This is a genomic window from Picosynechococcus sp. PCC 11901 (assembly GCF_005577135.1).
GTDB lineage: Bacteria > Cyanobacteriota > Cyanobacteriia > Cyanobacteriales > MRBY01 > MRBY01.
Genome location: NZ_CP040360.1, coordinates 303,037 through 325,600, shown reverse-complemented (window position 1 = coordinate 325,600; position 22,564 = coordinate 303,037). Strand labels below are relative to the sequence as shown.

The following is a 22,564-nucleotide window of genomic DNA, read 5'->3' as shown; positions in this document are numbered from 1 at the left end:
CTATCTAGCGATCTGCCTTTGGACAGATGACGCACTCAGGATTACAAAACTTAATTGTCAGCCTTTGGCAGCAGATGTCTTTGGCTGAGCCGATCCAGGGTTAAGATTCGTCTTAAAACAAGGCTAAACCTATTTTGTGGTACTCATTAAGCGATCGCCACCAGTTTTCGTCAAATATGTCCAAGTCCCCAACAGCACCCCACCCACCAGAAAAGGTGCAATGACGGCGGTTACTACACTTTTTGCGGCCTCGATTAAATCGCAGGAATCAAAATAGTTTGCAAGAGTTCCTCTACCCGTTGCCGGAGTTTACGGTTGTGGGGGTCAGCCAGGAGTGCTTTGTGGAGATAGGTGCGGGCTTTGTGGTTTTGTCCCTGTTGGAGTAAATGGCGGCCCCAACTGAGATAAGTGATCCCTTGCCATTGGCGCACCTCTAGATCCTGGGGGAGGCGCTGGGCTAAACCTTCCATTAAGGCGATCGCCCTGGCATAGCGTTGTTGTTGTAGGCAGTCCTGGAGCCGTTGGTAGCTCTGCCACTTCAGCCGCTGATCTAGAGGAGAAAGGATCGCCCTCCCCGTGGGCTGCTGTGGTTCTGGGGATGGGAGCCAAGTTTGTTTGTCCGGAGAACGGTGGATTTCTGCCAGGACTTTGTAGGCTTGGGTAATCTGGATGAATTTGTATTCCGCTTGGCGATCACCACGATTTACATCCGGGTGACATTGCCGCGCCAAACGACGATAGGCCGCTTTTACTGCTTCCAGCTCTGCATCAACCCGTAACCCTAAAATTTTGTAGCACTCAAGGAGATTCATCGATGGTTGTTATCTGGAAGGAGGCGAAATTTAACCCAAGGATACCCCAAAAAAATCCTGTCAGCGTGATTCCTTTGGCGAAACCCCAACAACACCGCTATGATCCTCTGAAAATGTCCTCACAACTCCCCCTCACCCGAAAACATTCAATGTCTGCCCCGCTCCAAATCACCATTAAGCTCTTCGCAATCTACCAGGAAACCTACGGCACCGAAGTTTTACATTGGCAAGTTGCCCCTGGCAGTACGGTTATGGACGTTTTCCAGCGCATTCTCAGTGAACATCCCAGTTTGGCAGAATGGCAGGCCGTCACCCGCTTTGGCGTGAATTTAGAATTTGTCTCCCCGGAAACAGTTCTCCAGGAGGGCGATGAGGTGGTTTTGATTCCTCCCGTCAGTGGTGGTTAGTTTTTAGGGCCAACATCCGCAAAAAAATTCCACTACAATACAAAGCGACTTTTATTCTGCTTTTTGAGTCCATTACCGTTAGTTCGTTGGTGCCGCCGATGATTATGCACGTTGCCAATCTCCGCCAAAATTACACCAAAGCGGGTCTCCATGAAGATGATGTGAGCGATGACCCCATGGTGCAATTTGCCACTTGGTTCCAACAGGCAACGGAAACCGACGAAATTCGTGAGCCCAATGCGATGGTACTTAGCTCCGTCGGCCCTGACCGGAAGCCGAGTTCACGGGTTGTGCTCCTAAAGGATTTTAGTGAGGCAGGGTTTACATTTTTTACGAACTACACCAGCCAAAAGGGTTTGGAACTAACAGGAACCCAATATGCGGCTTTGGTCTTTTGGTGGGAACCCCTAGAAAGACAAGTACGCATCGAAGGCACCGTCGAAAAACTGCCTCCTGAACGCTCCGATGAATATTTCGCCAGCCGCCCCCGTAAATCCCAAATTGGGGCCTGGGCCTCTGCCCAAAGTCAGGCGATCGCCAACCGGGAAGTTCTCGAACAGCGCTTCAAAGACCTCGAAGCCGAGTACGCCGATAAAGAGATTCCCCGGCCAGACCATTGGGGCGGCTTTTTGGTGAAGCCCGAAAAAATTGAATTTTGGCAAGGACGTCCCAGTCGGCTCCATGACCGGCTTGTGTTTACCTTACAAGGCGATCGCACCTGGCAACGGCAACGCTTAGCGCCGTAAATTTTAGCTCTGCAACCCGAAGCGGCCTAAGATTTGTACTGTGTAATTTAGCGGAACTCAGTACATGAAAAGCCTTTGGAATGATCAAGAAGCAGCCACCTACCAGGGGGATTTGGCCCTGCGGGTTTACACGTCGCGTTTGTTAGGGCGAGATCCCTCTTTGGTACTCCATGGCGGTGGTAATACCTCTGTCAAGGTCACGGAAACGAACCTAGTTGGCGAAACAGAAGAAATTCTCTACGTCAAAGGGAGCGGTTGGGATTTGGCGACCATCGAAACAGCCGGTTTTGCCCCGGTGCGGCTGCAGCATTTGTTGAAATTGGCTCAATTACCCAGCCTAAGTGACCCCCAGATGGTCAACGAACTAAAGACCCAAATGACCGTCGCCACTGCCCCGACCCCTTCGGTGGAAACGATTTTGCACGCGATTTTGCCCTACAAATATGTCGATCACACCCATGCCGACGCGATTGTGACAATTACCAACACACCGGAGGGACTGGAGCGAATCAAAGAAATTTATGGCGATCGCCTGGTGATTATTCCCTACATCATGCCGGGATTTGATCTCGCTCGCCTTTGCGCCGAAAGGTTTGCCGCCGAAGCCCATGGCCAAACCGAGGGGATGATTTTGTTAAACCACGGGATTTTCTCCTTTGGGGCGACGGCTAAAGAATCCTATGAACGGATGATTACTCTCGTCCAGGAAGCAGAAACCTATCTCCAGCAGCAAGGGGCTTGGCAGATTCCCCAACGTTCTGTAAAAACCAGTGATACTCCCATCGCGAAAACCCTAGCGCAGCTCCGTTACGATGTTTCCCAGGTGGCAGGTTTCCCCGTGATTCTCAAAGGCGATCGCCGCCCGGAAATTTTGAACTTTACCCAACGGGAAGACTTAGGGCGCATTTCCCAACAAAATCCTGCCACCCCCGACCATGTGATCCGCACCAAACCTGTGCCCCTAATTGGTCGCGATGTGCATGGATTTGCCACAGCTTACAAAGCCTATTTCGCCAGCCAAGCACCCCAGGCAAAGGAACCCAAGACGATGCTCGATCCAGCCCCACGGGTGATCCTCGATCCGGAATTGGGTTTAATTACCGTCGGCCAAACCGCCAAATCCGCCAACATTGTCGCCGATATTTATCGCCACACCATCGAGATTATTTCCCGCGCTGAACAGCTCAGTCGTTACCAAGCCCTGTCCCAAAAGGACATTTTTGACATGGAATATTGGGATCTAGAGCAAGCCAAACTGAAAAAAGGCGGCAATCCACCAGAATTCACCGGCGAAATTGCCCTGGTGACGGGGGCCGCCTCTGGCATTGGCAAAGCCTGCGTTGAATCTCTCCTCAAACGAGGTGCAGCGGTGGTAGCTCTGGATATTAACCCCGCCATTGAAACCCTCTGCGATCGCCCTGATTTTCTTGGCCTGACCTGTGACCTGACGGACGAAACCCAAATTAAAAATGCCCTAGAGCAAGCAGTCCAATATTTTGGCGGTTTGGATCTGGTAATCCTCAACGCCGGGATTTTCCCCCCCAGCCAGGCGATCGCCAATCTCCCCACCGACCACTGGCGACAGGTACTCGACATTAATCTCGACAGCAATTTGGTTCTGCTGCGGGAATGTCATCCTTTCCTGAAACTGGCACCAAAAGGGGGGCGGGTCGCGATCATTGGCTCGAAAAATGTTGCTGCCCCAGGTCAAGGCGTCGCTGCCTATTCCGTTTCCAAAGCGGCCCTCAACCAACTGGCACGGGTGGCCGCCCTCGAATGGGGTTCAGACGAGATTCGGATCAATACCATCCATCCCAATGCCGTCTTCGATACAGGGATTTGGACGCCCGAAGTGCTCGAAAAACGCGCCAAAGCCTACGGCCTAACCATTGAGGATTACAAGAAAAACAATCTCCTCCAGGTGGAAATCACTAGCCAGGACGTCGCTGAATGTGCCGTAATCCTTTGCAGTGATCTATTCGCTAAAACAACCGCCGCCCAAATTCCCCTTGATGGCGGCAACGAGCGCGTCATTTAACAAAAATCCCCCTTTGAAAGGGGGAGCTAGGGGGATGTCACTTCCGAAGGGGGAGCTAGGGGGATGTTATTTACATAATGCCAACAAAATGGAGCGGGCCTTGGCCACTAATCAACTCCAACAACAACGCCAAAAAGCCGATCATGGCGAGGCGGCCATTTAAGACCTCGGCGCTGGTATTCATGCCCCAGGACAATTCTTGGGGATACATTTTCATATTTTCTTTGGGGTGGGTGACCTGACCAAAGGTGCGAGGACATTGTTCGAGGGAATCGGTGACCAAGTTCGCCAAGGATTCGATGAATAGCGGGTGAGTATTCAGAGCCGGAACGCGGCGGAAATTTTCAATGCCAGCTTCCTCGGCAACTTCCCGATACTCAATATCGATTTCCTGGAGGGTTTCGATGTGCTCAGACACGAAACTAATGGGAATCACCACCAAATCCTTCACGCCTTTTTCGCCCAGGGCAATGAGGGAATCTTCGGTGTAGGGTTGGAGCCATTCTACGGGGCCAACACGACTTTGGTAGGCCAGGGTGTAGTCATTGGGACGACCAAGGGCTTCCATGATTAATTTGGTGCATTCTTCGATTTCTCGCTGGTAGGGATCTCCTGCTTCTTCGACATAGCTTTGGGGGACGCCATGGGCACTAAAGAAAATATGGGCCTGGTCTGGGTTATCAAATTGATCCAGCTCTTGGCGAATGAGATCGACCATCGCAGCAATGTATTGGGGATGGTCATACCAGGAGGGAATGAGGGTGTAATCGAGTTGATTGAGGTCTTTGTCGGTGCGCCACATTTCTTCGAGCACCCGGAAGCTAGACCCGCTAGTACTAATAGAAAACTGGGGATAGAGTGGCAATACCACAAGCTGATCAAGGTTATCTTGTTTAATTTCGGCGATCGCCTCTTCGGTGAAGGGGTGCCAGTAGCGCATCCCCACATAAACTTTGACCTCTTGACCCCACTCCGCCAACTTTTGGGCGAGGGCTGTCCCCTGGGCCTCGGTGATTTGTCGGAGGGGCGAACCACCGCCAATTTCTTTATAGTTTTCTTGGGATTTGCCGGCCCGGAGCGTGGAAATGAGCCAAGCAAGCGGCTTTTGCATCCATGGCGCGGGTAAACGAATAATTTCGGGGTCAGCAAACAAATTAAATAAAAAAGGACGGACATCCTCTAATTTGTCTGGCCCACCTAGGTTAAGTAATAAGACCCCAACACGACCCATAGCTGATACAAATTAAATTTACTGGTATTTTCTTTAAGTTATTGTAACAATATATCTCTTTGGGACGGCGTGCCTGTCGTGGTGGCTACAAGAAAGTCGAAAAAGTTTACATTTCACCACTTTATTTTTCAGGTTTTCGGCAAGCCCAAGTAGTGTCTTTCTAAACAACTCGCTTCAGGCCTTCGGCGGAGAAGCGATGTACCTGTTCGGCCCTTTGGGGACGCCCGAGAAAATATCCTTGGGCAATGTCGCACCCCATTTCTTTGAGTAAATCCAGGATGGCCTGATTCTCGACCCCTTCTGCCACCACTTCTAGGCCGAGGCTATGGGCTAAATTAATCGTCGAGCGGACAATCACCAGGCTTTGTTCGTTGGTGAGCATATCCACCACAAAGGATTGATCAATTTTTAGGGCATGAACCGGAAACCGCTGTAAATAGCTCAGAGAAGAATATCCGGTACCAAAGTCATCAATGGATAAATGTACTCCCAGATTAGCGAAGCATTGTAATAGCTCTAGGGCATAGCGCGGGTCACTCATGAGGGCGGTTTCTGTAATTTCGAGTTCAACCTGTGCAGGGATGATTTCATATTGCTGGAGGAGCGACTCAAAGGTGGTTAGGCAGTTTGGATCGAGCAAGCTACAGGCCGATAGATTAAGGGCGATCGCCAAATCAAGACCTTGGTTTTGCCAGGCTTTTTTTTGTTGAAAAGCTTCTTCCCAAATCCAGTAGGTCAGCGCGTGGATTGCATCACTTTGTTCCGCGAGGGGGACAAATTCGGCGGGGGAAATAAGCCCAAACGTAGGGTGGTGCCAACGGGCCAAAGCCTCTACGCCGATCAGTCTTTTTTGCCGGAGATCAAACTTCGGTTGGTAGCATAAAAAGAATTGTTGGCGGGCGCTCGGCTTTCCGAGGCTAGAGAGAATGGCGAGGCGACGCGGGGTGTAGTGGTCAATATCTTCGTGGTAAATCTCATAGGCCGTGCGTTTTTGTTTTGCCGCATACATTGCCACTTCGGCACTGCGGAGGGCGGCGTGGCTGTCTGTCCCGTGGTTGGGGAACATCGCAATCCCCAGGCTCGCCGTAATATGAATCACATTGCCCGCTGTGACAAAGGGTTGTTGGATCGCTGCCTGCAAAATATCGGCCAGCTCCACCGCATGCTGGCAAGCTTCTTCCCATTCACTGTGCATCATCGGACAGGCAACGGCAAATTCGTCTCCCCCCAAACGACAGACAATCCCCTGGTAGGGACTGAGGGCCGAGAGTAAGCGCAGGGCAATTTGTTGCAGAAAGGTATTCCCAAGCTTGTGGCCCAGGGTGTCATTGAGATCCTTGAAACGGTCTAGGTCAATGAGCATCACAATGATTAACTCGTACCCCAAGGAGGGCGCATTTAACCATTCCTGAATCGTGTCATGGAATAGATTGCGATTGCCGATGGTCGTCAAACTATCGTAGCGGGCTTGGTAGCGCAGTTCTTTGAAATGGTGCGCATTGGCGATCGCCAAAGAAATCGACTGACCCAGGGCGCGGAGGGTATCAATTTCATAGGAAGCTAAGGTTTTATCCTCTTGGAATAGCATCAACAGCAAGCCAAACTGTTGTTCATGGAAAATCAAAGGAATCGTTAAAACCTTCGCCGCATTGCTCAGGGCGACACTTTGGGGACTGAGATCATCACAAAAACAAGCTAACTCCGCAGCGTCTAAAATTTGGAGCGTTTTATCCTGCAAAGCATAGCGAAAAAGACGATGGCTGGCGGTGAGTTGATTGAGGGCAACGCGCCTTTCCGACGAAAAACCCGCATGGCTCTGGAGCTTGAGTAGGCCATCCTCAAAAGTTGCACCTTCTAATAAATAAAAACCAATACAAGTTTCCCCATAATATTGATGTAGCGTTGTCGTGGTTTCCCGGGCGATATCTTCAATTTCTAGGGAGCCATGTAACCGCTGGGTAAGGGCATGGGCCAAGGTCAAGAAGCAATTGTGCATCTGCAAAGACCGTTGGGAACGTCGCAGTTCCGCTTCGACCTGTTTGAGAGCAGAAATATCAATGGCAATGCCCGTAAATCCCGAAGCATTTTGATCGAGATCAAGCTCAACCCGCGACGCAAAGCCATACAACCTTAACGTGTCGCCCTGTTTTGTCCGGACTCGAAATTCCCCTTCTGCATAGCCTTGACTAAAAACTTCTAGTAACTGTTGCTGCACAAACTCTCGATCTTCAGGCACAACCGTCTCGATCGCCTTGAGGTGAGACATCTCCGCATCACTAAAACCGAGCACTTCTTGATAAAAACGATTCCAACGGATAAAGTTACCCGCACCATCACAGACGAACAACGCGCCTTGGAGACTATTAAATAATCCTTGCAGAATATTGCGTTCGGATTCTAAGGCTTCACTGGTCTGTCTGTAGGCAGAGGCTCGACGCTGGAACGTCGTTAAAGTTGGCAACCACCGCACCAGTCCAACGCCAACGAAGATCAGCCCAACACCTTCACTAATAAATCGCTCACTGAACTGCCAGACCGTTCCTAAAGATTGCCACTGGGTACCGAGGTATTGGGAGAATTGCAAAAAAGATAACCAACGTCCTAAAGCTAACAGGATGCAACCAAAAATAATGTAGCGATAGTCCTGTTGCCGCATCGCGATTTTTTGATCATGTTTTACGAGGACATAGACAATGCCCGTTAACATCAAAGCGGCACATAGGGCAGCAAGGGACTGGTACATAGATATGGCTAGAGCGATAAGAAATGGTGTCGGAAAAAAGCTGCAATCTAAATGTATTTTATCGGTGAAAAACGTCTCAAATTATAGAATTGCTTACAGGTTAACTGAGCTTAACTAAACCTCTTCTGAGTTGGGGACATGGGCCTAGGGTTCAAGGAGATGCCGGGGCATGACAATCAAGGTTGTGCCTTCCCGACGTAGCACATAAACGGTCTGGTGGGGATCAATGGTGACGGTTTCGTCGGCGCAGCGGGCGCGCCAGGAGTTGCCTTCGTACAAAACGCGGCCAGCTTCACCGGGGGCGATCGCCGTTAGGGTTTCGGCATCGGCAGCATCACTGAGGGTTCGAATGGAAGTTTTGGGGGTAAAAAAACGGCGGGAACTCACAATGGCGATGGTCGAAAACAGCAACCACAAAAAAATCTGCACATTGGGATCTAGGCTCGGAATGAGATACACAATGACAGCCACGGCCACGGCCCCAAGCCCTAGCATAAACTCCATGAAGGCGGTGGGAAAAATAAACTCTAGGGAGCAAAGCACCGCGCCAATAATTAACCAGACCATTAAAGGATTGAGCATTCACCGAGACCCTAATACTGGGGATTTTTCGCCATATAATTCGATCAGGGATGGCCTCCGTGGGTCAGCACCATTGACCGCTGACTTCATCATAGCTTGACTACTGGGCCTGGGCTGTTTGTGCGCTGTACTGTTTTTTAAAGTTTATGTCTATTACTCTTCCTTATCTCCGAGCATCGGGTTCCTTGGCGTTAACCTTTCAGGCAGCGGATCTTGTTGGCGATCGCTACTGGGTGGTTGCGCCGCAAATTTGGCAAGACACCAAGCCCGAAGCACCACCGGACTGCACAGCCCCCAATGACTTGGCCCAACGCTATGGCAAATTATATTCCCGTCAACTGCACCTGCCCCGTATTTACGATATTTTGTCTCTCCCAGAAGGAGAAATTTTACTCCTCGACAACATCCCAATTAACAATCAAGGGGAACTGCTACCTGCCCTAGGATCGGTCTGGGCCGATGCTTCCCCGCTGCAACAGTTAAATTGGCTGTGGCAAATGCTCGATCTTTGGGAAGATTTGGCAGCCGTGGCCATGGGCACTAGCCTTTTGCCGTTAGAAAATATCCGGGTCGATGGTTGGCGACTCCGACTGATGGAATTATTGGCCGATCCCCCTGGTGCCCCTGTCACCTTAGGGGCCTTAGTAACGCCCTGGCGATCGCTCCTGCCTGAAAGCACGCCGCCACTTCAAGCAATGCTGACGGAAATGATTGAGAGTTTCAGCGAACCGGATGCAGATCTAGAGATTATTTTGCCCCGGTTAAATCAGCTCCTTTTAGAGCAGTCTAGCCAGCAACATCTGCAAATGGCGATCGCCAGTGCCACCGACCAGGGAAAACTCCCCACAAGCAACCAAGATGCCCACTACCCCACGACCCAGGATTTAGCCGCTCCCCCTACGGCAACCCTGGCCTTGAGTGATCATTTACTAATGGTGTGTGACGGTGTTGAAGGCCATGGCCAGGGAGATGTGGCGAGTCAGTTGGCAATTCAATCCCTCAAGTTGCAATTGACAGGTTTTTTCCAAGGGCTATTTGATACCGATGAAGTGGTTCCCCCGGCGGTCATCGAACAACAGCTAGCGGCCTACATTCGCATTACAAATAACTTGATCGCCGAACGTAACGATCAAGAAGGACGCACAGGGGGCGATCGCATGGCTACAACCTTAACCCTTGCCCTCCAGGTACCCCAAAGACCCAAGGCCGACGAACTCCAGGATAGCCACAGCCACGAACTCTACATTGCCCAGGTGGGGGACAGCCGGGCCTATTGGCTCACCAGGGAACAATGCGTTTGCTTAACGGTGGACGATGATGTGCTCAGTCGGGAAGTCCAGGCGGGCCGGGCCATTTATCGTCAAGGGTCACAGCGCCCCGATCACATGGCCCTCACCCAAGCCCTAGGGATTAAAGGGGGCGATCGCCTCCATCCTGTGATTCGCCGCTTCGTGTTTGCTGAAGATGGGGTGTTGGTGGTCTGTTCCGATGGCCTGAGTGACCAGCAATTTTTAGAGTCCCATTGGCAGACCTTCGCCCCGGTGATTATCCAGGGTCATTTGCCCCCGGCGGCTCTGCTCCAGAGCTTGATTGAGAAGGCGATCGCCAAAAATCCTGAAGATAACATTACGGCGGCGATCGCCTTCTACCGCTTCACAACGGACACCTTCACCCAGGCCCCAGAACTTGAAACGGCTCCCGCCCCTGAAGACTTTGAGCCGGAATTTGTCCCTCCGGATCTGGCCCTAGACACAACCCTTGAGGCGGAACTGGCGTCGGAACCAGAGGCGGAAAATAGTCTGTCCCAGTTCACCTTAATTTTGGTGAGTTTAGTGGCGATTCTTCTGATGTTAGTCCTGGCGGCCTTTGGTTTGAACTGGCTGTTAAACCGTGAACCTCTACCGACGCAACCGGGTGATCCGAATCTTGAAACCCCTACAAACGCAGAGTAGTACGCAGGAAATAGGCGATTTTTTCGGCACTTTCTGGCATCCCTAGGGCAGCGACATTGGTGGCGATCGCCTCCCGTTTTCCCGGTGCTTCCAATAGACCCAAGACCATCGCTGTGAGGGATTCAGGGGTTAATTCAGCCTGGGGCGCTAACAGTGCGGCTTCGTGTTTCGCAAAAACCTGGGCATTGAGGGTTTGGTGATCCTCGGCGGCGTAGGGATAGGGAATCAGAATGGCCGGCGTTTTGGTAATAGTTAATTCCGTCAGGGCGCTGGCCCCAGAGCGACTAATCACCACGTCCGCCCGTTGCAGGAGGGGAGCAATATTCTCAACAAAGGGTAAGGTGAGATAGTTTTCGGCTTGGAACTGGCCAACGTCAGGGTCGTTTTTCCCGGTGATGTGAACGATCGAGGCTCCGGCTTCGAGCCAGCGGCCCGCACATTGACGCACCAATTGATTAATCCCCACGGCCCCCTGGGAACCCCCCATCGCCAAAATCAAAGGGCGATCGCCTGGAAGATCCAACTCTAGAGGTTGGGGCGTGAGAAATTCGGCTCGCACTGGGGTGCCGAGGTGAATGGTTTTTGCCTTGGGTAAATATTGGGCCGACTCCTGAAAGCCCACAATCACAGCGGTGGCATATTGCCCCAACAGGCGGGTCACTTTACCAGGAAGCACATTGGACTCGTGGAGGATCACCGGAATTCGTCGCAGTCGCGCTGCCAGGATTGCTGGAGCGGCGATATATCCCCCGGTGGTAAAAACTAGATCAATCTGGCGATCGCCCAAAATTTTGTAGGTTTGAAAAATAGACGCGAGTAACTGCAAACCATTGACTAGCTTTTGGAGGGGGTTGCCCTGGAGTCCCTTGGCCGTGACCGCGTGACGGCGATATTGATTCGGCACTAAATCCGTTTCGAGGCGATCGCGTACTCCCAACCATTCAATCTCACAGTCCGTTAATTTTTCTGCCACCGCCAGGGCCGGAAAGAGATGCCCCCCGGTGCCGCTGGCCGCCATCAAGATTCGGGTCACTGCCTTTGCCACAATTTCAGTCGTTTTTCGTCTCAGGTTCTAGAATAGATTACACGTTCTGATCAACTGATGGGAACTTGTCCGCTTGAAGGAGTGATCGAAAATTTATGGGCTACTGGCAATCTTGGCAACGGTTTTTTGGCATGGCGATCGCCACGGGAGTTTTAACCCTGGGATTTGGTTTACGCAGCGAGGCCCGCACTCCGGCCACTGCCCCAGCCTCCCTCACGGATCTTTTGGTAGACATTGACCAAGCCGCCAATGACCAACAATTAGAGCAACTCTTAAATTTTTATGGTGAGAATTTTACCCACAGCGACGGACTCTCCAAAACGGATCTCCAGGACTTGTTAACCCAACTCTGGGAAGAATATCCCCGCCTGAGCTACAACACCAAGCTACTCAATTGGGAACAAACGGGCGATCGCCTCGTGGCTGAAACCGAAACCCAGGTGCGGGGCCTCAAGAAACAAGCAGGCCGCTGGGTTCATTATGAAAGTACAATCCGTTCCCAACAGACATTCCAAGGGGACAAACTGATTAGCCAAGATATTTTATCTGAAGCATCAACCCTCACCAGTGGCGACAATCCCCCCGCCTTGAAAGTCTTGATCCCAGAAACCGTTGCCCCTGCCGCTGATTTTGGCTTTGATGTGATTGTGCAGGATCCCTTGGGAGAAGAAATTTTATTGGGGGGTGCCCTCGAAGAACCGATTACCAGTAGCACCTACACGAATCCGGAGGCCTTTGACCTGGATATTCTGCCTGCTGGCGGCATTTTTAAACGGGTAGAAGCCCCCACCGAAGCGGGAGATATGTGGTACTCGGCCCTGGTGGTACGCAGTGATGGCATGGTGCTCACCACCCACCGAGTCAAGGTTGAAGAAGCGCCTCTCCAGGCCAACGGTCTATAGTTTGTCCGGCTAACTTTGTTTGAGTGAAATCTCTAAATAGCGTCAATTACCGCTCCGTGTTCAATGTTTGAGAACGCTACTGGGGCGGTTTTTGGTCTTTGGTCGGATCTAGGTCGGGGGAATACCCATCTTCGGGGTGGCTTTGTTTCATGAAGTAATAGCCCACCGTCAGGGAAAGAATAATTGCGGCAATGCCAAATAAACTCACGCTATCGGTGGTTTTGATGTCTAGGATAATTACCTTCCGGGCGATCGCAATAATGGCGACGGATAAAACCACCTCAAAATGGGGGCGTCCCTTAGAAAGATAGGTATTGATAATGCTCTCTAAAAGTTCGATGCCGATAATGATCAGCATAAAGAGACTAAAAACTTCTAGCAGTTGGTCGGCGTTTAACAACAGTATTGGGGGGGCGGCGATACTTTGGAACAGGAACCAGCCAAAATCCAGGGTTGCTAAGCCAATGGCGATCGCCATCATCGCCAGCAAGATTTGAATCATTAATTTTTCGTAGCGTTTAAAGAGCTTGAGCATTGAGTCCCTGGGGCTAGAGTGGTGTTCTGGTACAAAAGGATTCCCAGGGAAATATTGTAGTATGCGGCCTTCTTAGGAAAAATAGGCCAGGGTGACGCCAGCCCCCCCTTCTTTTTGATCGGCGAGTTCGTAGCGCTGAATTTGGGGATGGTATTTCAAAAATTCATGGACGCCTTCCCGGAGCTTGCCGGTACCTTTGCCGTGGATAATCCAAATGACCTGGGAACCCGCAGCGGTGGCATTGGCGATCGCCTGTTCGAGGCTACTTTCTGCTTGGTGCATCCGTTGTCCCCGGATGTCGATAGTATTACGGGTGGTGCGCACCGTCACGGTTTCGGGGGTTTTTGCTTTGGGGGGCGCTTGTTTTTTCGGGGTTTTTGGCTTGGGTTCTGCTTCGACTTTCTGGCCCTGGAGCGATTCAATTTCTGTCCAATCGAGGGACATTTTCATCACCCCAAAACGGGCGACGAGGGTTTTATTGTCAGGGTCTAGTTCAATGACCTCGGCGGTTTGCCCCAGTTTAGAAATGCGAATTTTTTCCCCCAGTTGTGGTTGGTAGCCTGGTTTTTTCCGTTTGGGTTGGCTCATTTTGCTGGCGGCGATGTCCCCCAGGGCTTCGGTGGCGGCCTGGGCTTTTTGGGCGGTGGGTTGGCCCTTTTGTAGAGTACGGATCACCTGGGCAATCTCGGCTTTGGCTTCGGCGATCGCCGCTTGCACCTGTTGGTCTTGGGCGAGTTTGAGTTCAGCTTCCCGGCGTTGGAGATCGGCGGCTTTACTGGAAACTTCCGTATAAAAACGTTCGGTCTGTTTGAGGAGAGCTTCGGCTTCCTTGGCTTTTTGTTCTTGTTCCCGGCGCTGGGCTTCGAGGGCGGCAATCACCTCGTTGACATTGGTATTGGTATTCCCCAACAGATCCTGGGCCGTTTCCACAATTTCCGCATCTAAACCTAAACGCTGGGCGATCGCCAAGGCATTGGAACGTCCCGGAATCCCCCAGAGCAACTTGTAAGTAGGCCGGAGGGAATATTCGTCAAATTCTACCGAGGCATTTTCAAAGCGCTCATCCTCGTACTTCAGGGCCTTCAGTTCCCCGTAATGGGTGGTAGCCACCGTGAGCTGGGTCTGGTCTGCCAAATATTTCAACAGGGCGATCGCCAGGGCACTACCTTCGGTGGGATCGGTTCCGGCCCCTACCTCATCGAGGAGCACAAGATTATTTTGATTATCCTGGTCTAAGGCCTCGATAATCCGGCCCACACGGCGAATATGACCGGAAAAAGTCGATAAACTTTGCTGGAGAGATTGTTCATCGCCAATGTCAGCTAAAACTTGGTCAAACCATGGAATTTCCACCGGGGCGATCGCCGGGATAAAAAGGCCCACCTTCGCCATGAGCGCGGCCATTCCCAGAGTCTTTAAGGTGACAGTTTTGCCGCCAGTATTGGGGCCCGTGATCGCCACGACGCGGATTTCTGGGCGAATTTGCACATTGATCGGGATAACTTCCAGGCTTTCTTCTTGTTTCTCCTGCCACACCAGCAAAGGATGGCGCAACTGCCGCAGTACCGTCGGTTGATCGGGGGCGATAAATTTGGGCGGGTGTCCATCGAGCCAAAGACTGTAACGAGCACGGGTCATGGCAAGATCGAGGGTGGTGGCGATCGCCAGGAGTTTTTCGAGATCCTCGACTACCTCGGCCACTTTTTCGGTGAGCTGACGCAGGACAATTTCAATTTCCCGCTCCTCTTGTTTCACGGCCTGGCGGAGGCGATTACCCAACTCCACAATCCCCTTGGGTTCGATGTAAAGGGTTGAGCCTGTGCTGGAAATATCGTGGACGATGCCAGGAATTTGTTCCTTTTGCCCTGCCTTAACGGGTAACACAAAGCGATCGCCCCGCTGGGTAATGACCGCTTCCTGAATCGAGCCGCTGTGCCGCTGCATGATCCGCTGCAAGGTTTGGTAAATCTGCTCCCTGGCTCCTTTAATTTTGACGCGAATTCCTTCGAGCTTCGGGCTGGCTCGGTCTGTAACATCCCCCCGGTCATCGATGCAATGGTGAATATCTTGTTCCAATTCCGGGTAGGTGCGCACCTGCTCCACCAGGCGCGTCAGTTGGGGGAGTTCTAGTTCCGCATTTTCCACTAAGCGCCGCAAACGACGCACTCCGGCCAGGGTGGTGGCAATGAGCAATAAATCTTTCCCCGCGATCAGCCCGCCCACGGTGGCCCGTTCCAAAGCATCACTGATATCGCCAATCCCCTCAAAGGAAACGCCGTTGTCCACCGCTCCATCTAAGGCCTGCATTTCGACGGTTTGGGCGAGGAGAATTTCACTGTCTGCTTGGCTCTGGGGAAAAACCAAATGCTGCGCGGCGATCGCCCCTAACTTTGTTGCGGCAAAGGTCGATAAATGTTGGCACAGGCGTTGCCATTCGAGAAGTTTAAGGGTTTCGGCTTGGATCTCAGTCAAGGACGGTTAAAAGGAAATACAGCAGAGTTCAATTATATAGAAAATGAATTGAGCAAGGCGATCGCCCTTAATGGGGAGGCTCTGATGGCTGATCTGTACCGTGGAGCCACACATCACTCTGGAAGACAGGAATAATGATTCCCGCTTTTTCAAAGGCAATTTTGACCCGTCGCCGGAATTCCCGTGACACTTCCCACTGTTTTAGGGGCAAAGTTTTGATCCACAGCTTGATCACCATGCCCCGCTCATTAAAATTATCCACCCCCAGGACTAAGGGCGCTTCAATAATGCGCGATCGCCAATTTCGATCCGTATACATCTGTTCGGCCACTTCCCCCAACACCTTGAGGGCAAAATCGACATCAGTTTCATAGGGCACCGGAATATTAAGATCGGCCCGTGACCATTGATTTGAAAGGTTAGCGACGATCCGCACTTCTCCATTGGGAATCGTAATCAAGCGGCCTTCTGCATCCCGAATTTGGGTAATGCGGAGGTTGATATTTTCGACTAAACCCGTCACCGACCCCACATTAATCACATCGCCAACGGCATATTGGTCTTCGAGGATAATCGAAAAACCATTGATAATATCCTTGAGTAAATTTTGGGCCGCAAAAGACACCGCCAAACCAATGATCCCGGCCCCGGCAAGGAGGGGCGCGATATTGATATTAATCGACCAAAAAAAGACCAGCAGGGCAATCACTAAAATAATCAGGGTGACAACGCTGCGCATCACCTGGGAAAAGGTTTGTACCCGCAGTTCTAGCCGCTGGTTCGACTCTTGGGTGATAAACGTAAACGCTTCGAGGGCACCATCGGCCAGGAGTTGGTTGAATTTGGCAATCAACGCATAACTCAGCCGGATCAGTAAGTAACTCACTAGGGCGATCAAGGCGAGCCAAAGAGGATATCTAAAAATGCCCAACAGCCAAACCTGGGCAATCCGCGTTTGGGGAAATAAGCCCAAGTTAATAAAAATGGCTGCGGTAATCGCGCCTCCCTGAAGCAGTTGGCTCAAACGGACTTTGACTTCCCGGAGGTTGTTGCTTTGCCGTTGGCTCAGTTGAATTGAAATGAGGGTCGTATTACCTTGGGGAAATTCTGCTTCCCGCTCCTGTTGTTTGTGGAGTTTACGCTGCCAGCGCCGCCCAAAAATTTCTAGGATTAAGGCCACCACGGCAACACCAATGGCGATCGCCACCCGCTGTTTTAAAAATGTGTCCGTTCGTTCAAGCTGAGCCCGGTCTAAGGCACTTTCAATCTGACCAATAATCTGCTCGGTGCGTCCTTCAATATCTTCGCCACTCAGTTGTGCGTCCCAGCGGGTCACGGTCATCAAGCGGATGGATTCATCATCTCCCACCTGGATCTGAATATTATTTTCTAGATCACCGTTCGCTTCCCCCTCAGACCCAACAGGTATCACTTGAATGTTTGGGGCATTTTCCGCGTCATACACCCGTTTAATTCGGTTGAGCTGGGTTTGGATATAGTTCAGCCGTGTCGAAAGTTCCGAACGGGGAGCCGCCACCTTAAAAATACAGTGGCCATCCAAATACACACACCGATCGACGATTAGCTCCTGACCATTGTTCGGCAACACCTCCCCTAGATCTGCTTCCGGTAAGGGTAGGCCAAAAATTGCCCCCGCTGGTTGCTGCAATCCAAGGCTGAGGCTGATCACCAGCAGGCAGGAGGAGAGGAAAAGGAGAAAAGGCGATCGCCTTTTTTTGTGAAATAAATTCATTTACAGGGTGAATTTACGATAGCGACACTTGCCTATAGAACGATATTCAAGTTCATTATGGTTAGTCAACTACAGTGCCGCTCCCCATTCAGGTGTTCCCACATTGTTGCGACATTCTTGAACATTTTCTTGAATTCTCCCTCGCACGTTTTGAGATGCGGCTAGTAAATCTTCCCTTCCCCAGTCTTCATCTTGAACATTTTTGTGCGCCAACCAGCTCAATTCAGCTTGAGTACAGGCCCTATCCATTGTTGCTGTACCGTCTATTTCTTCAAAAATACTCTGCAAGCTAGCATGGATAATTGCCAAATTACCCCAGAACAAATTTTTTTCCAATGGACTGTTGACTTGTTCTACATTTTCTTTGTGAGCTTCTAACGCAGCATTGCACAGACGCAACTGTACAGTTGGAGGCTGATCTGAACTTAGAGCTTCCCGACATTTCCCCAAAGGTTGGATCAAGGGCACAAATCTATTCGCATTACTCTGTGCTGCCACAGAATTATGGACTATTAGCAAACAGAGAGTTGCCAATCCATTAAATAAGTAACATTTCATTGCTTTTTCTCAGAATAAAGACAGATCATAAAAAATGTATTTTGTTGAAGGGAATCCAGATGATTCAACTGACTCAAAATAAAAGTTAAAGTTCCACTCCGAAAAGTAGAACTTTTGATCATCGCGCCATGATTCCTAAAAATGTCTGATGGAACTAGGCTTATTTTAGCCGAGCTTTAAGGGTAAATCCGTAAATCTCATGTTAAAAGCCATCGAAATGCGGTCTTCTTCAGAGTGATTGACATCCACATAATGGGGCAAGCGACTATTAAAAAGTAACCCCATTCCTTTTTTAGGAACTACTGTATAAGTATCTTCCGCAGCACAAAAGTATGAATAAGGATTAACAAAACTAATATTGCCGCAATTTTCAGGGGCCTGGAGATAAATCACGCCAGAGATATTCGCCCCCGGATGTATATGTATTTTATTATAGGCACCAGGGGGGCTATGGTTAATCCAAGCATCCGTCAACAAAAAAGTGATTTTTTTTTCTCTAAGACCACCTTCCTTGTGGCCCTCTAGCCAGGCGGGTGCAGCCTGGTAAATTGATTTTAGACCTGGCCCTAGGATAGATAAAAACTCTTGATTTGTATTGAGCTCTCTAAGTTGTTGGCCCTTACGCATTGATCTCTTCTTACCACTGTGCTTTTCAATATTTGCCAGTGTGAATTCGACTAATTTATCTACGGTCGCTAAATCAAATTCAAACGTTAGAATTTTCTCAAAAAAGCAGAAGGTTTGATAGTCAGTCATTTTTCAGTAAAAAATGTTTTGTATTTTGATATCAATCAGAAAAAACAAGCTTTTTCCCAAAAGAAGATCATTTAATTTGTTGATCATAAATACTTGAGTACTTATTTCCATAATAAAAAGGGAATAAAAAAATTTTATTCCCTTTCTAATCAACATCAAAAATTAATTTAGATCCTGCAATTAGTCAACAAAATCAAGAAAATCAGCGTTGTCTTGATCGGCATAATCATAGTACTGAGGTTCATACTCAGTCTCGTTTTCAGTTGCAAAAGCGATAGATTGAATGATTACTGCATCATCAAAGGCATCGCCTTCTTCATCTTCGTCAATATCAAAAGCGAGGATCTGGGATACGGTAGATGCAGTTTCACCGAACGCAACACCAGCAGTAAAGGCATTATTCGCAGTTGCATCACCGTTGTCGCCACTGATTTCATCTGCGTAGGCAACGGTTGCTGCTACTGCACCATATTCACCAGTGTCAAACTCGTCGAGATCGACACTACCTTCTTCACCATCGATGTCGAGATCCTCAACATCTGCGTCTTGAGCAATCACCGGCTGGCTGACTACAGCACCAAAACCAACGGTAGCCACAGAGGCTAGTATGACAGGTAAAAGTTTAATAGGTTTCATTGTTAATATTCTCTCCATGGAAGAGTAATGTTTGTACAAATTACCAACTCTAAATTTCTTTAGAATTAATGGGCTCGAAAATGTTCTATTTTTTACAACCCGTAGTTGAATTTTATTCATAGACATTTTATTTTTCTAGCCCTACCGACAATTATACTTAGATTTTCAAAAATCAATAAGAAATTTTATTGTTTATTTATATTTTTAAGAGTGTCAAAGATAAGGTCTTCTAATCAAGACTTGTCTGCGTTGAATTACTGGCATTGATCACAGAAATTGCTACTTTCTTTTTGGCTTTTGCCAAGGCTTTTTCAAAGCTAAAAATGCAGAATTTATTTTAACAAAAAGTAAATTTTTCTGAGTATTTAGCATAAGCAAAAAGACCTAAATTGGTAGATAAAAACAGTAGTTTAGATCCCAAGCTATCTAAGCCTAAAAATCTAACTACTGCATTCTAGTTCTGCTTCAATAATCCATTAACAGGTCTAATGAATCACTACTCTGGCACTTCACTATTGGGCATCATGTCATCATTCATTGCAGAAGAATCGACATTTTGCATTCTTCGGAAAGGATTACTCGGCTGTCCCACCCGGAAGGAAATCCCCAATCGATTGTCAATAAAATCATTTGTACTGTATTCATATTTATTTTGACTGAAGCCAAGTACAAGTCTGGGACTATTCGGATCGGGGCCAAATTTCAAGTCTAAATTGGCTCCATATACTCTCTCACTAGTCCCTTCATCGTAGGGAGTATAGAATGCACTGAATGTCACATTATCTGAAAGTTTTGAAATTAAATTCAGCGTAATATAGTTTTCGTCAGCATTATCCAAAAAACCGCCAATGTTACTCGCAACCCCAAGCACTAAATCTTCAATGCGAGCTGCCGCACTAATGACCCAATTGCTACCTCTGGCTTCGCTGAAAGTATCATCATCAAAACGATCAGGTTGGTCGAAAGCATACTTGAAACTTGATGCCAAGGTGAAGCTTGTATTAATTTGATTTGGATCCTCCTCATCTGCTTTAAACATTTTTAGAGCATTGAACCAGGCGTGGCTATAGTAATCTCGATCTGGGTTGAAATACCCCATCACACCGACAGAAGTCCGTCCATCTTTTTCTTGATTAATAAAGCTATGATCAAGTCCTGCATAGGGTTTGAACGCTTGACCAGACTCCCCGCCGGTATAGTCAAATAAAGCGCCTGTGTAATATCTAAAACGGTTTTGGACTTCAGTAACATTACCCGTGTAACTAATGTGCGGGACGTAATTTACTTCTTCGCTGTACCGAACAACATTACTCGCAATGGCTTCTCGCTCCACAACAGCGAGACGAATTTGAGCATAGACATCCGGAATATTGTTAAAGTTAAAGTTCTCTAGATTCTCGATACCAAAATCATCAAGAATACCCTCAGGAATTTGTGCTTCAACAAAGATGTTTTCATCGATACCTCCTTCAACTTCGAGGTCTAGTCCATCAATAATGCGGGGTTCACCGACATTCTCAAATCTTTCCCCTGGTCTCTCAATGATTTCAATACTCCGCTTGGTGATTGGCGATAAACCAATCCAGAGACCGTTGTAGATCCCGGCTGGCACGTCGGAGACTTCTAGGCCATCTGCAATGCGGGGAACATGTCTTGCCCTAGCAACACCTGCCTGATACCAAGTAAAGCTGTCATCCGGCAAGCGTGCTTCATTAGCGGCTCGAAACAGGTTTCTATTAATATACGGGCTGGCTGGCTGATCACTGGCATCCATGCTGGGTACAGCATCAGGTAACCATACAGTCGCCAACTGGGCCACAGCGTCTAAGTCATTATCTTTGTCATTGGGGATAAAGGTAAAAGCACGAATTGTTCTCCCTAAGGCCGCCTCTTCGCTATTTTGTTTAATGACTTGCCTGACATTCGCAAGTCCCACAGTGAAAACATTGTCTAATTCTTCGAAACGATTTGTGAAGCGATCACGCGAAAAATCTTCACTAAAGCCAGTGTTCCGTACATCGATGTCTAGGGCTGTGTCACCATTAAAAAAGCCGGGCTCGGTGATGGTATCAAAGGTTTCTTGGGGAATGACTTCGCCAAATCCGATTCCATAAAGCTCGAATCCGGTCGGAATAAGTCGCTCGTCATACCCTGAGAATCTTAAAGGAATTAAATAGTTACATTTTGTTTCAGCTGGTTCTTGGGGTTGTAACTGACCGCAATCACCGGCAAGGGTTAACTGAAATTCAAAGCCATTGACAAGCACTGGGATATTGAGATCTGTATCAACAGTACGACTTGTCCTTGCTGTTTTAAGTTGGAGATAGTTGCCACGAAAATCAGTTGTGACAATATTATCTTCGTTGATTTCACTCGTTAAGCTAGAACTTAGCTTTTTAAAAGCGTTAAAGCCAATATCACTAACTGTCGCATCCGCAGTCAATGCAGCTGTGGTGATCTGCCAGTCAGACAAATGAGTGATCGTTGTGCCATTGAGAATGAATGCTGTTCTCCGGGGACTATAGCCCGATGTATCGAGGGGACGGGAAGCTTTTTCTCCTGTATCGTCACTTTCGGCAGGCTGAGACAAAATTTCTTCAAGTTGTCCCTCTATATCTTCATCGTCTTCTGCAACCTCCTGGAGAGGCTCATCTTCATCTAAACCTAAATCTTCACTAACGCCTTCTGGTTCATTGAGTAGTTCCTCTAATTCAGATTCTACAGAACCCGCTGGGTCAGACACTGAATCAATTACGGAGTCAATGATTTCTTGTGATTGAGCAATAAGAAGGGGGGCTGTCTCTTTCTCAAGAATCACCGATTGGGAAGAAGAAACTGCCTCAAGAGTGTCTCGATTCGATACTGCTTGTCCTCCTGAAGCCAAGGCGGTTCCCGGCAATGACAGAAATCCCAAAACCCAAAGCGCTTGAATTAGAAGCTTTCTATTGTTGGACATGACACCTACACACCAAAAGAATGATTGCTTTCATTTTATGCAAGAGTTTTACAAACTTCTAGAAAACCCAAACATATTTAACGACCATCACAACATTCTTTACATAATAGGTATTTCTTTACTTTTTTCAACTACTTTTGTACTGCTGTAAAATCACAATAAATATCTCTTTTGGGAGATTGATTTTTGTTTTTTTTATGGTACTCAAAATAGACAGTAAACTTCTTTTTTAATTACGAAGTTATTGTGAAGTTTTTGTAAAGCGAATCCAGATATCTGAAAAGCATCTTGATAATTTCCCAGTCCTAGGCAATTATCGAGATGTTTCTTGTGTCGATGAAGTTCCCAAAATGTGGAGGCTTAGGGGTAACCCAAAAGCATTAGCTACGGTTGTCCAGGATGAGATCTTGACAGCGTATTCTCACTCCGCATCCTTATGC

Annotated in this window: 17 protein-coding genes; 5 read left to right on the top strand and 12 right to left on the bottom strand. The window is 48.7% G+C overall.

Translation table 11 applies throughout. The features are described from left to right. Positions 1 to 254: 254 nt before the first annotated feature. Entirely contained in the window at positions 255 to 812 is a 558-nt protein-coding gene (locus FEK30_RS02615; RefSeq protein ID WP_138071626.1) for a J domain-containing protein, read from the bottom strand. A 149-nt stretch (positions 813 to 961) separates the two neighbouring features. Between FEK30_RS02615 and FEK30_RS02610 the strand changes: the two genes are divergently transcribed. The 3 genes from FEK30_RS02610 (at position 962) to FEK30_RS02600 (ending at position 4,003) form a co-directional block, all read left to right on the top strand. After that, positions 962 to 1,219 (top strand): MoaD/ThiS family protein, encoded by a 258-nt coding sequence (locus FEK30_RS02610; protein WP_012308187.1) that lies wholly within the window; start codon positions 962 to 964, stop codon positions 1,217 to 1,219. Between the two features lie 98 nt (positions 1,220 to 1,317). Beyond that, entirely contained in the window at positions 1,318 to 1,965 is a 648-nt protein-coding gene (pdxH, locus tag FEK30_RS02605; RefSeq protein ID WP_138071624.1) for a pyridoxamine 5'-phosphate oxidase, read from the top strand. Between the two features lie 64 nt (positions 1,966 to 2,029). After that, entirely contained in the window at positions 2,030 to 4,003 is a 1,974-nt protein-coding gene (locus FEK30_RS02600) for a bifunctional aldolase/short-chain dehydrogenase (protein ID WP_138071622.1), read from the top strand. 70 nt (positions 4,004 to 4,073) lie between these two features. Here the strand turns inward: FEK30_RS02600 and hemH are convergent, their stop codons facing one another. The 3 genes from hemH to FEK30_RS02585 all read right to left on the bottom strand — a co-directional run bounded on the left by hemH (position 4,074) and on the right by FEK30_RS02585 (position 8,559). Next, complete coding sequence (gene hemH, locus FEK30_RS02595; protein WP_138071620.1) at positions 4,074 to 5,234, bottom strand: ferrochelatase; 1,161 nt, start codon at positions 5,232 to 5,234, stop codon at positions 4,074 to 4,076. Positions 5,235 to 5,394: 160 nt separating this feature from the next. Continuing rightward, entirely contained in the window at positions 5,395 to 7,977 is a 2,583-nt protein-coding gene (locus FEK30_RS02590; RefSeq protein WP_138071618.1) for a bifunctional diguanylate cyclase/phosphodiesterase, read from the bottom strand. Between the two features lie 144 nt (positions 7,978 to 8,121). Next, entirely contained in the window at positions 8,122 to 8,559 is a 438-nt protein-coding gene (locus tag FEK30_RS02585) for an NfeD family protein (RefSeq protein WP_138071616.1), read from the bottom strand. A 146-nt stretch (positions 8,560 to 8,705) separates the two neighbouring features. Here FEK30_RS02585 and FEK30_RS02580 point away from each other — a divergent pair, with 146 nt between their 5' ends. Further along, positions 8,706 to 10,511, top strand: a complete 1,806-nt coding sequence (locus FEK30_RS02580; protein WP_138071614.1) for a protein phosphatase 2C domain-containing protein — start codon at positions 8,706 to 8,708, stop codon at positions 10,509 to 10,511. Here FEK30_RS02580 and murG read toward each other — a convergent pair. After that, positions 10,495 to 11,544 (bottom strand): undecaprenyldiphospho-muramoylpentapeptide beta-N-acetylglucosaminyltransferase, encoded by a 1,050-nt coding sequence (gene murG, locus FEK30_RS02575; RefSeq protein WP_138073721.1) that lies wholly within the window; start codon positions 11,542 to 11,544, stop codon positions 10,495 to 10,497. The two genes, FEK30_RS02580 and murG, sit on opposite strands and share 17 nt — an antisense overlap. A 107-nt stretch (positions 11,545 to 11,651) precedes the next feature. Here murG and FEK30_RS02570 point away from each other — a divergent pair, with 107 nt between their 5' ends. Further along, positions 11,652 to 12,458, top strand: a complete 807-nt coding sequence (locus tag FEK30_RS02570) for a DUF8623 domain-containing protein (RefSeq protein WP_138071612.1) — start codon at positions 11,652 to 11,654, stop codon at positions 12,456 to 12,458. Positions 12,459 to 12,534: 76 nt separating this feature from the next. Here the strand turns inward: FEK30_RS02570 and FEK30_RS02565 are convergent, their stop codons facing one another. From FEK30_RS02565 to FEK30_RS02535, 7 genes are all read right to left on the bottom strand, one after another. Beyond that, positions 12,535 to 12,993 carry a phosphate-starvation-inducible PsiE family protein gene (locus FEK30_RS02565; RefSeq protein WP_030007941.1) on the bottom strand — a complete coding sequence of 153 codons (459 nt, stop codon included), beginning with the start codon at positions 12,991 to 12,993 and terminating at the stop codon, positions 12,535 to 12,537. Positions 12,994 to 13,065: 72 nt separating this feature from the next. Next, positions 13,066 to 15,465 carry an endonuclease MutS2 gene (locus tag FEK30_RS02560; RefSeq protein ID WP_138071609.1) on the bottom strand — a complete coding sequence of 800 codons (2,400 nt, stop codon included), beginning with the start codon at positions 15,463 to 15,465 and terminating at the stop codon, positions 13,066 to 13,068. Positions 15,466 to 15,532: 67 nt separating this feature from the next. After that, entirely contained in the window at positions 15,533 to 17,218 is a 1,686-nt protein-coding gene (locus tag FEK30_RS02555; RefSeq protein ID WP_138071607.1) for a mechanosensitive ion channel family protein, read from the bottom strand. Between the two features lie 69 nt (positions 17,219 to 17,287). Then, positions 17,288 to 17,776: a hypothetical protein gene (locus FEK30_RS02550; protein WP_138071605.1), complete on the bottom strand. Its 489-nt coding sequence runs from the start codon at positions 17,774 to 17,776 to the stop codon at positions 17,288 to 17,290. A gap of 165 nt (positions 17,777 to 17,941) precedes the next feature. Further along, a complete protein-coding gene (locus tag FEK30_RS02545) occupies positions 17,942 to 18,532 on the bottom strand; it encodes a TIGR02466 family protein (RefSeq protein WP_138071603.1) in 591 nt (196 codons plus the stop codon). 180 nt (positions 18,533 to 18,712) lie between these two features. Beyond that, positions 18,713 to 19,168, bottom strand: a complete 456-nt coding sequence (locus tag FEK30_RS02540; protein ID WP_138071601.1) for a hypothetical protein — start codon at positions 19,166 to 19,168, stop codon at positions 18,713 to 18,715. Between the two features lie 496 nt (positions 19,169 to 19,664). Further along, positions 19,665 to 22,124 (bottom strand): hypothetical protein, encoded by a 2,460-nt coding sequence (locus FEK30_RS02535; RefSeq protein ID WP_138071599.1) that lies wholly within the window; start codon positions 22,122 to 22,124, stop codon positions 19,665 to 19,667. Between the last annotated feature and the right edge of the window lie 440 nt (positions 22,125 to 22,564).

Coding starts and splice junctions, on each gene's coding strand:
- FEK30_RS02615 (WP_138071626.1), bottom strand. CDS start 812: ATGAATCTCCTTGAGTGCTACAAAATTTTAGGGTTACGGGTTGATGCA.
- FEK30_RS02610 (WP_012308187.1), top strand. CDS start 962: ATGTCTGCCCCGCTCCAAATCACCATTAAGCTCTTCGCAATCTACCAG.
- pdxH (WP_138071624.1), top strand. CDS start 1,318: ATGATTATGCACGTTGCCAATCTCCGCCAAAATTACACCAAAGCGGGT.
- FEK30_RS02600 (WP_138071622.1), top strand. CDS start 2,030: ATGAAAAGCCTTTGGAATGATCAAGAAGCAGCCACCTACCAGGGGGAT.
- hemH (WP_138071620.1), bottom strand. CDS start 5,234: ATGGGTCGTGTTGGGGTCTTATTACTTAACCTAGGTGGGCCAGACAAA.
- FEK30_RS02590 (WP_138071618.1), bottom strand. CDS start 7,977: ATGTACCAGTCCCTTGCTGCCCTATGTGCCGCTTTGATGTTAACGGGC.
- FEK30_RS02585 (WP_138071616.1), bottom strand. CDS start 8,559: ATGCTCAATCCTTTAATGGTCTGGTTAATTATTGGCGCGGTGCTTTGC.
- FEK30_RS02580 (WP_138071614.1), top strand. CDS start 8,706: ATGTCTATTACTCTTCCTTATCTCCGAGCATCGGGTTCCTTGGCGTTA.
- FEK30_RS02570 (WP_138071612.1), top strand. CDS start 11,652: ATGGGCTACTGGCAATCTTGGCAACGGTTTTTTGGCATGGCGATCGCC.
- FEK30_RS02565 (WP_030007941.1), bottom strand. CDS start 12,993: ATGCTCAAGCTCTTTAAACGCTACGAAAAATTAATGATTCAAATCTTG.
- FEK30_RS02555 (WP_138071607.1), bottom strand. CDS start 17,218: ATGAATTTATTTCACAAAAAAAGGCGATCGCCTTTTCTCCTTTTCCTC.
- FEK30_RS02550 (WP_138071605.1), bottom strand. CDS start 17,776: ATGAAATGTTACTTATTTAATGGATTGGCAACTCTCTGTTTGCTAATA.
- FEK30_RS02545 (WP_138071603.1), bottom strand. CDS start 18,532: ATGACTGACTATCAAACCTTCTGCTTTTTTGAGAAAATTCTAACGTTT.
- FEK30_RS02540 (WP_138071601.1), bottom strand. CDS start 19,168: ATGAAACCTATTAAACTTTTACCTGTCATACTAGCCTCTGTGGCTACC.
- FEK30_RS02535 (WP_138071599.1), bottom strand. CDS start 22,124: ATGTCCAACAATAGAAAGCTTCTAATTCAAGCGCTTTGGGTTTTGGGA.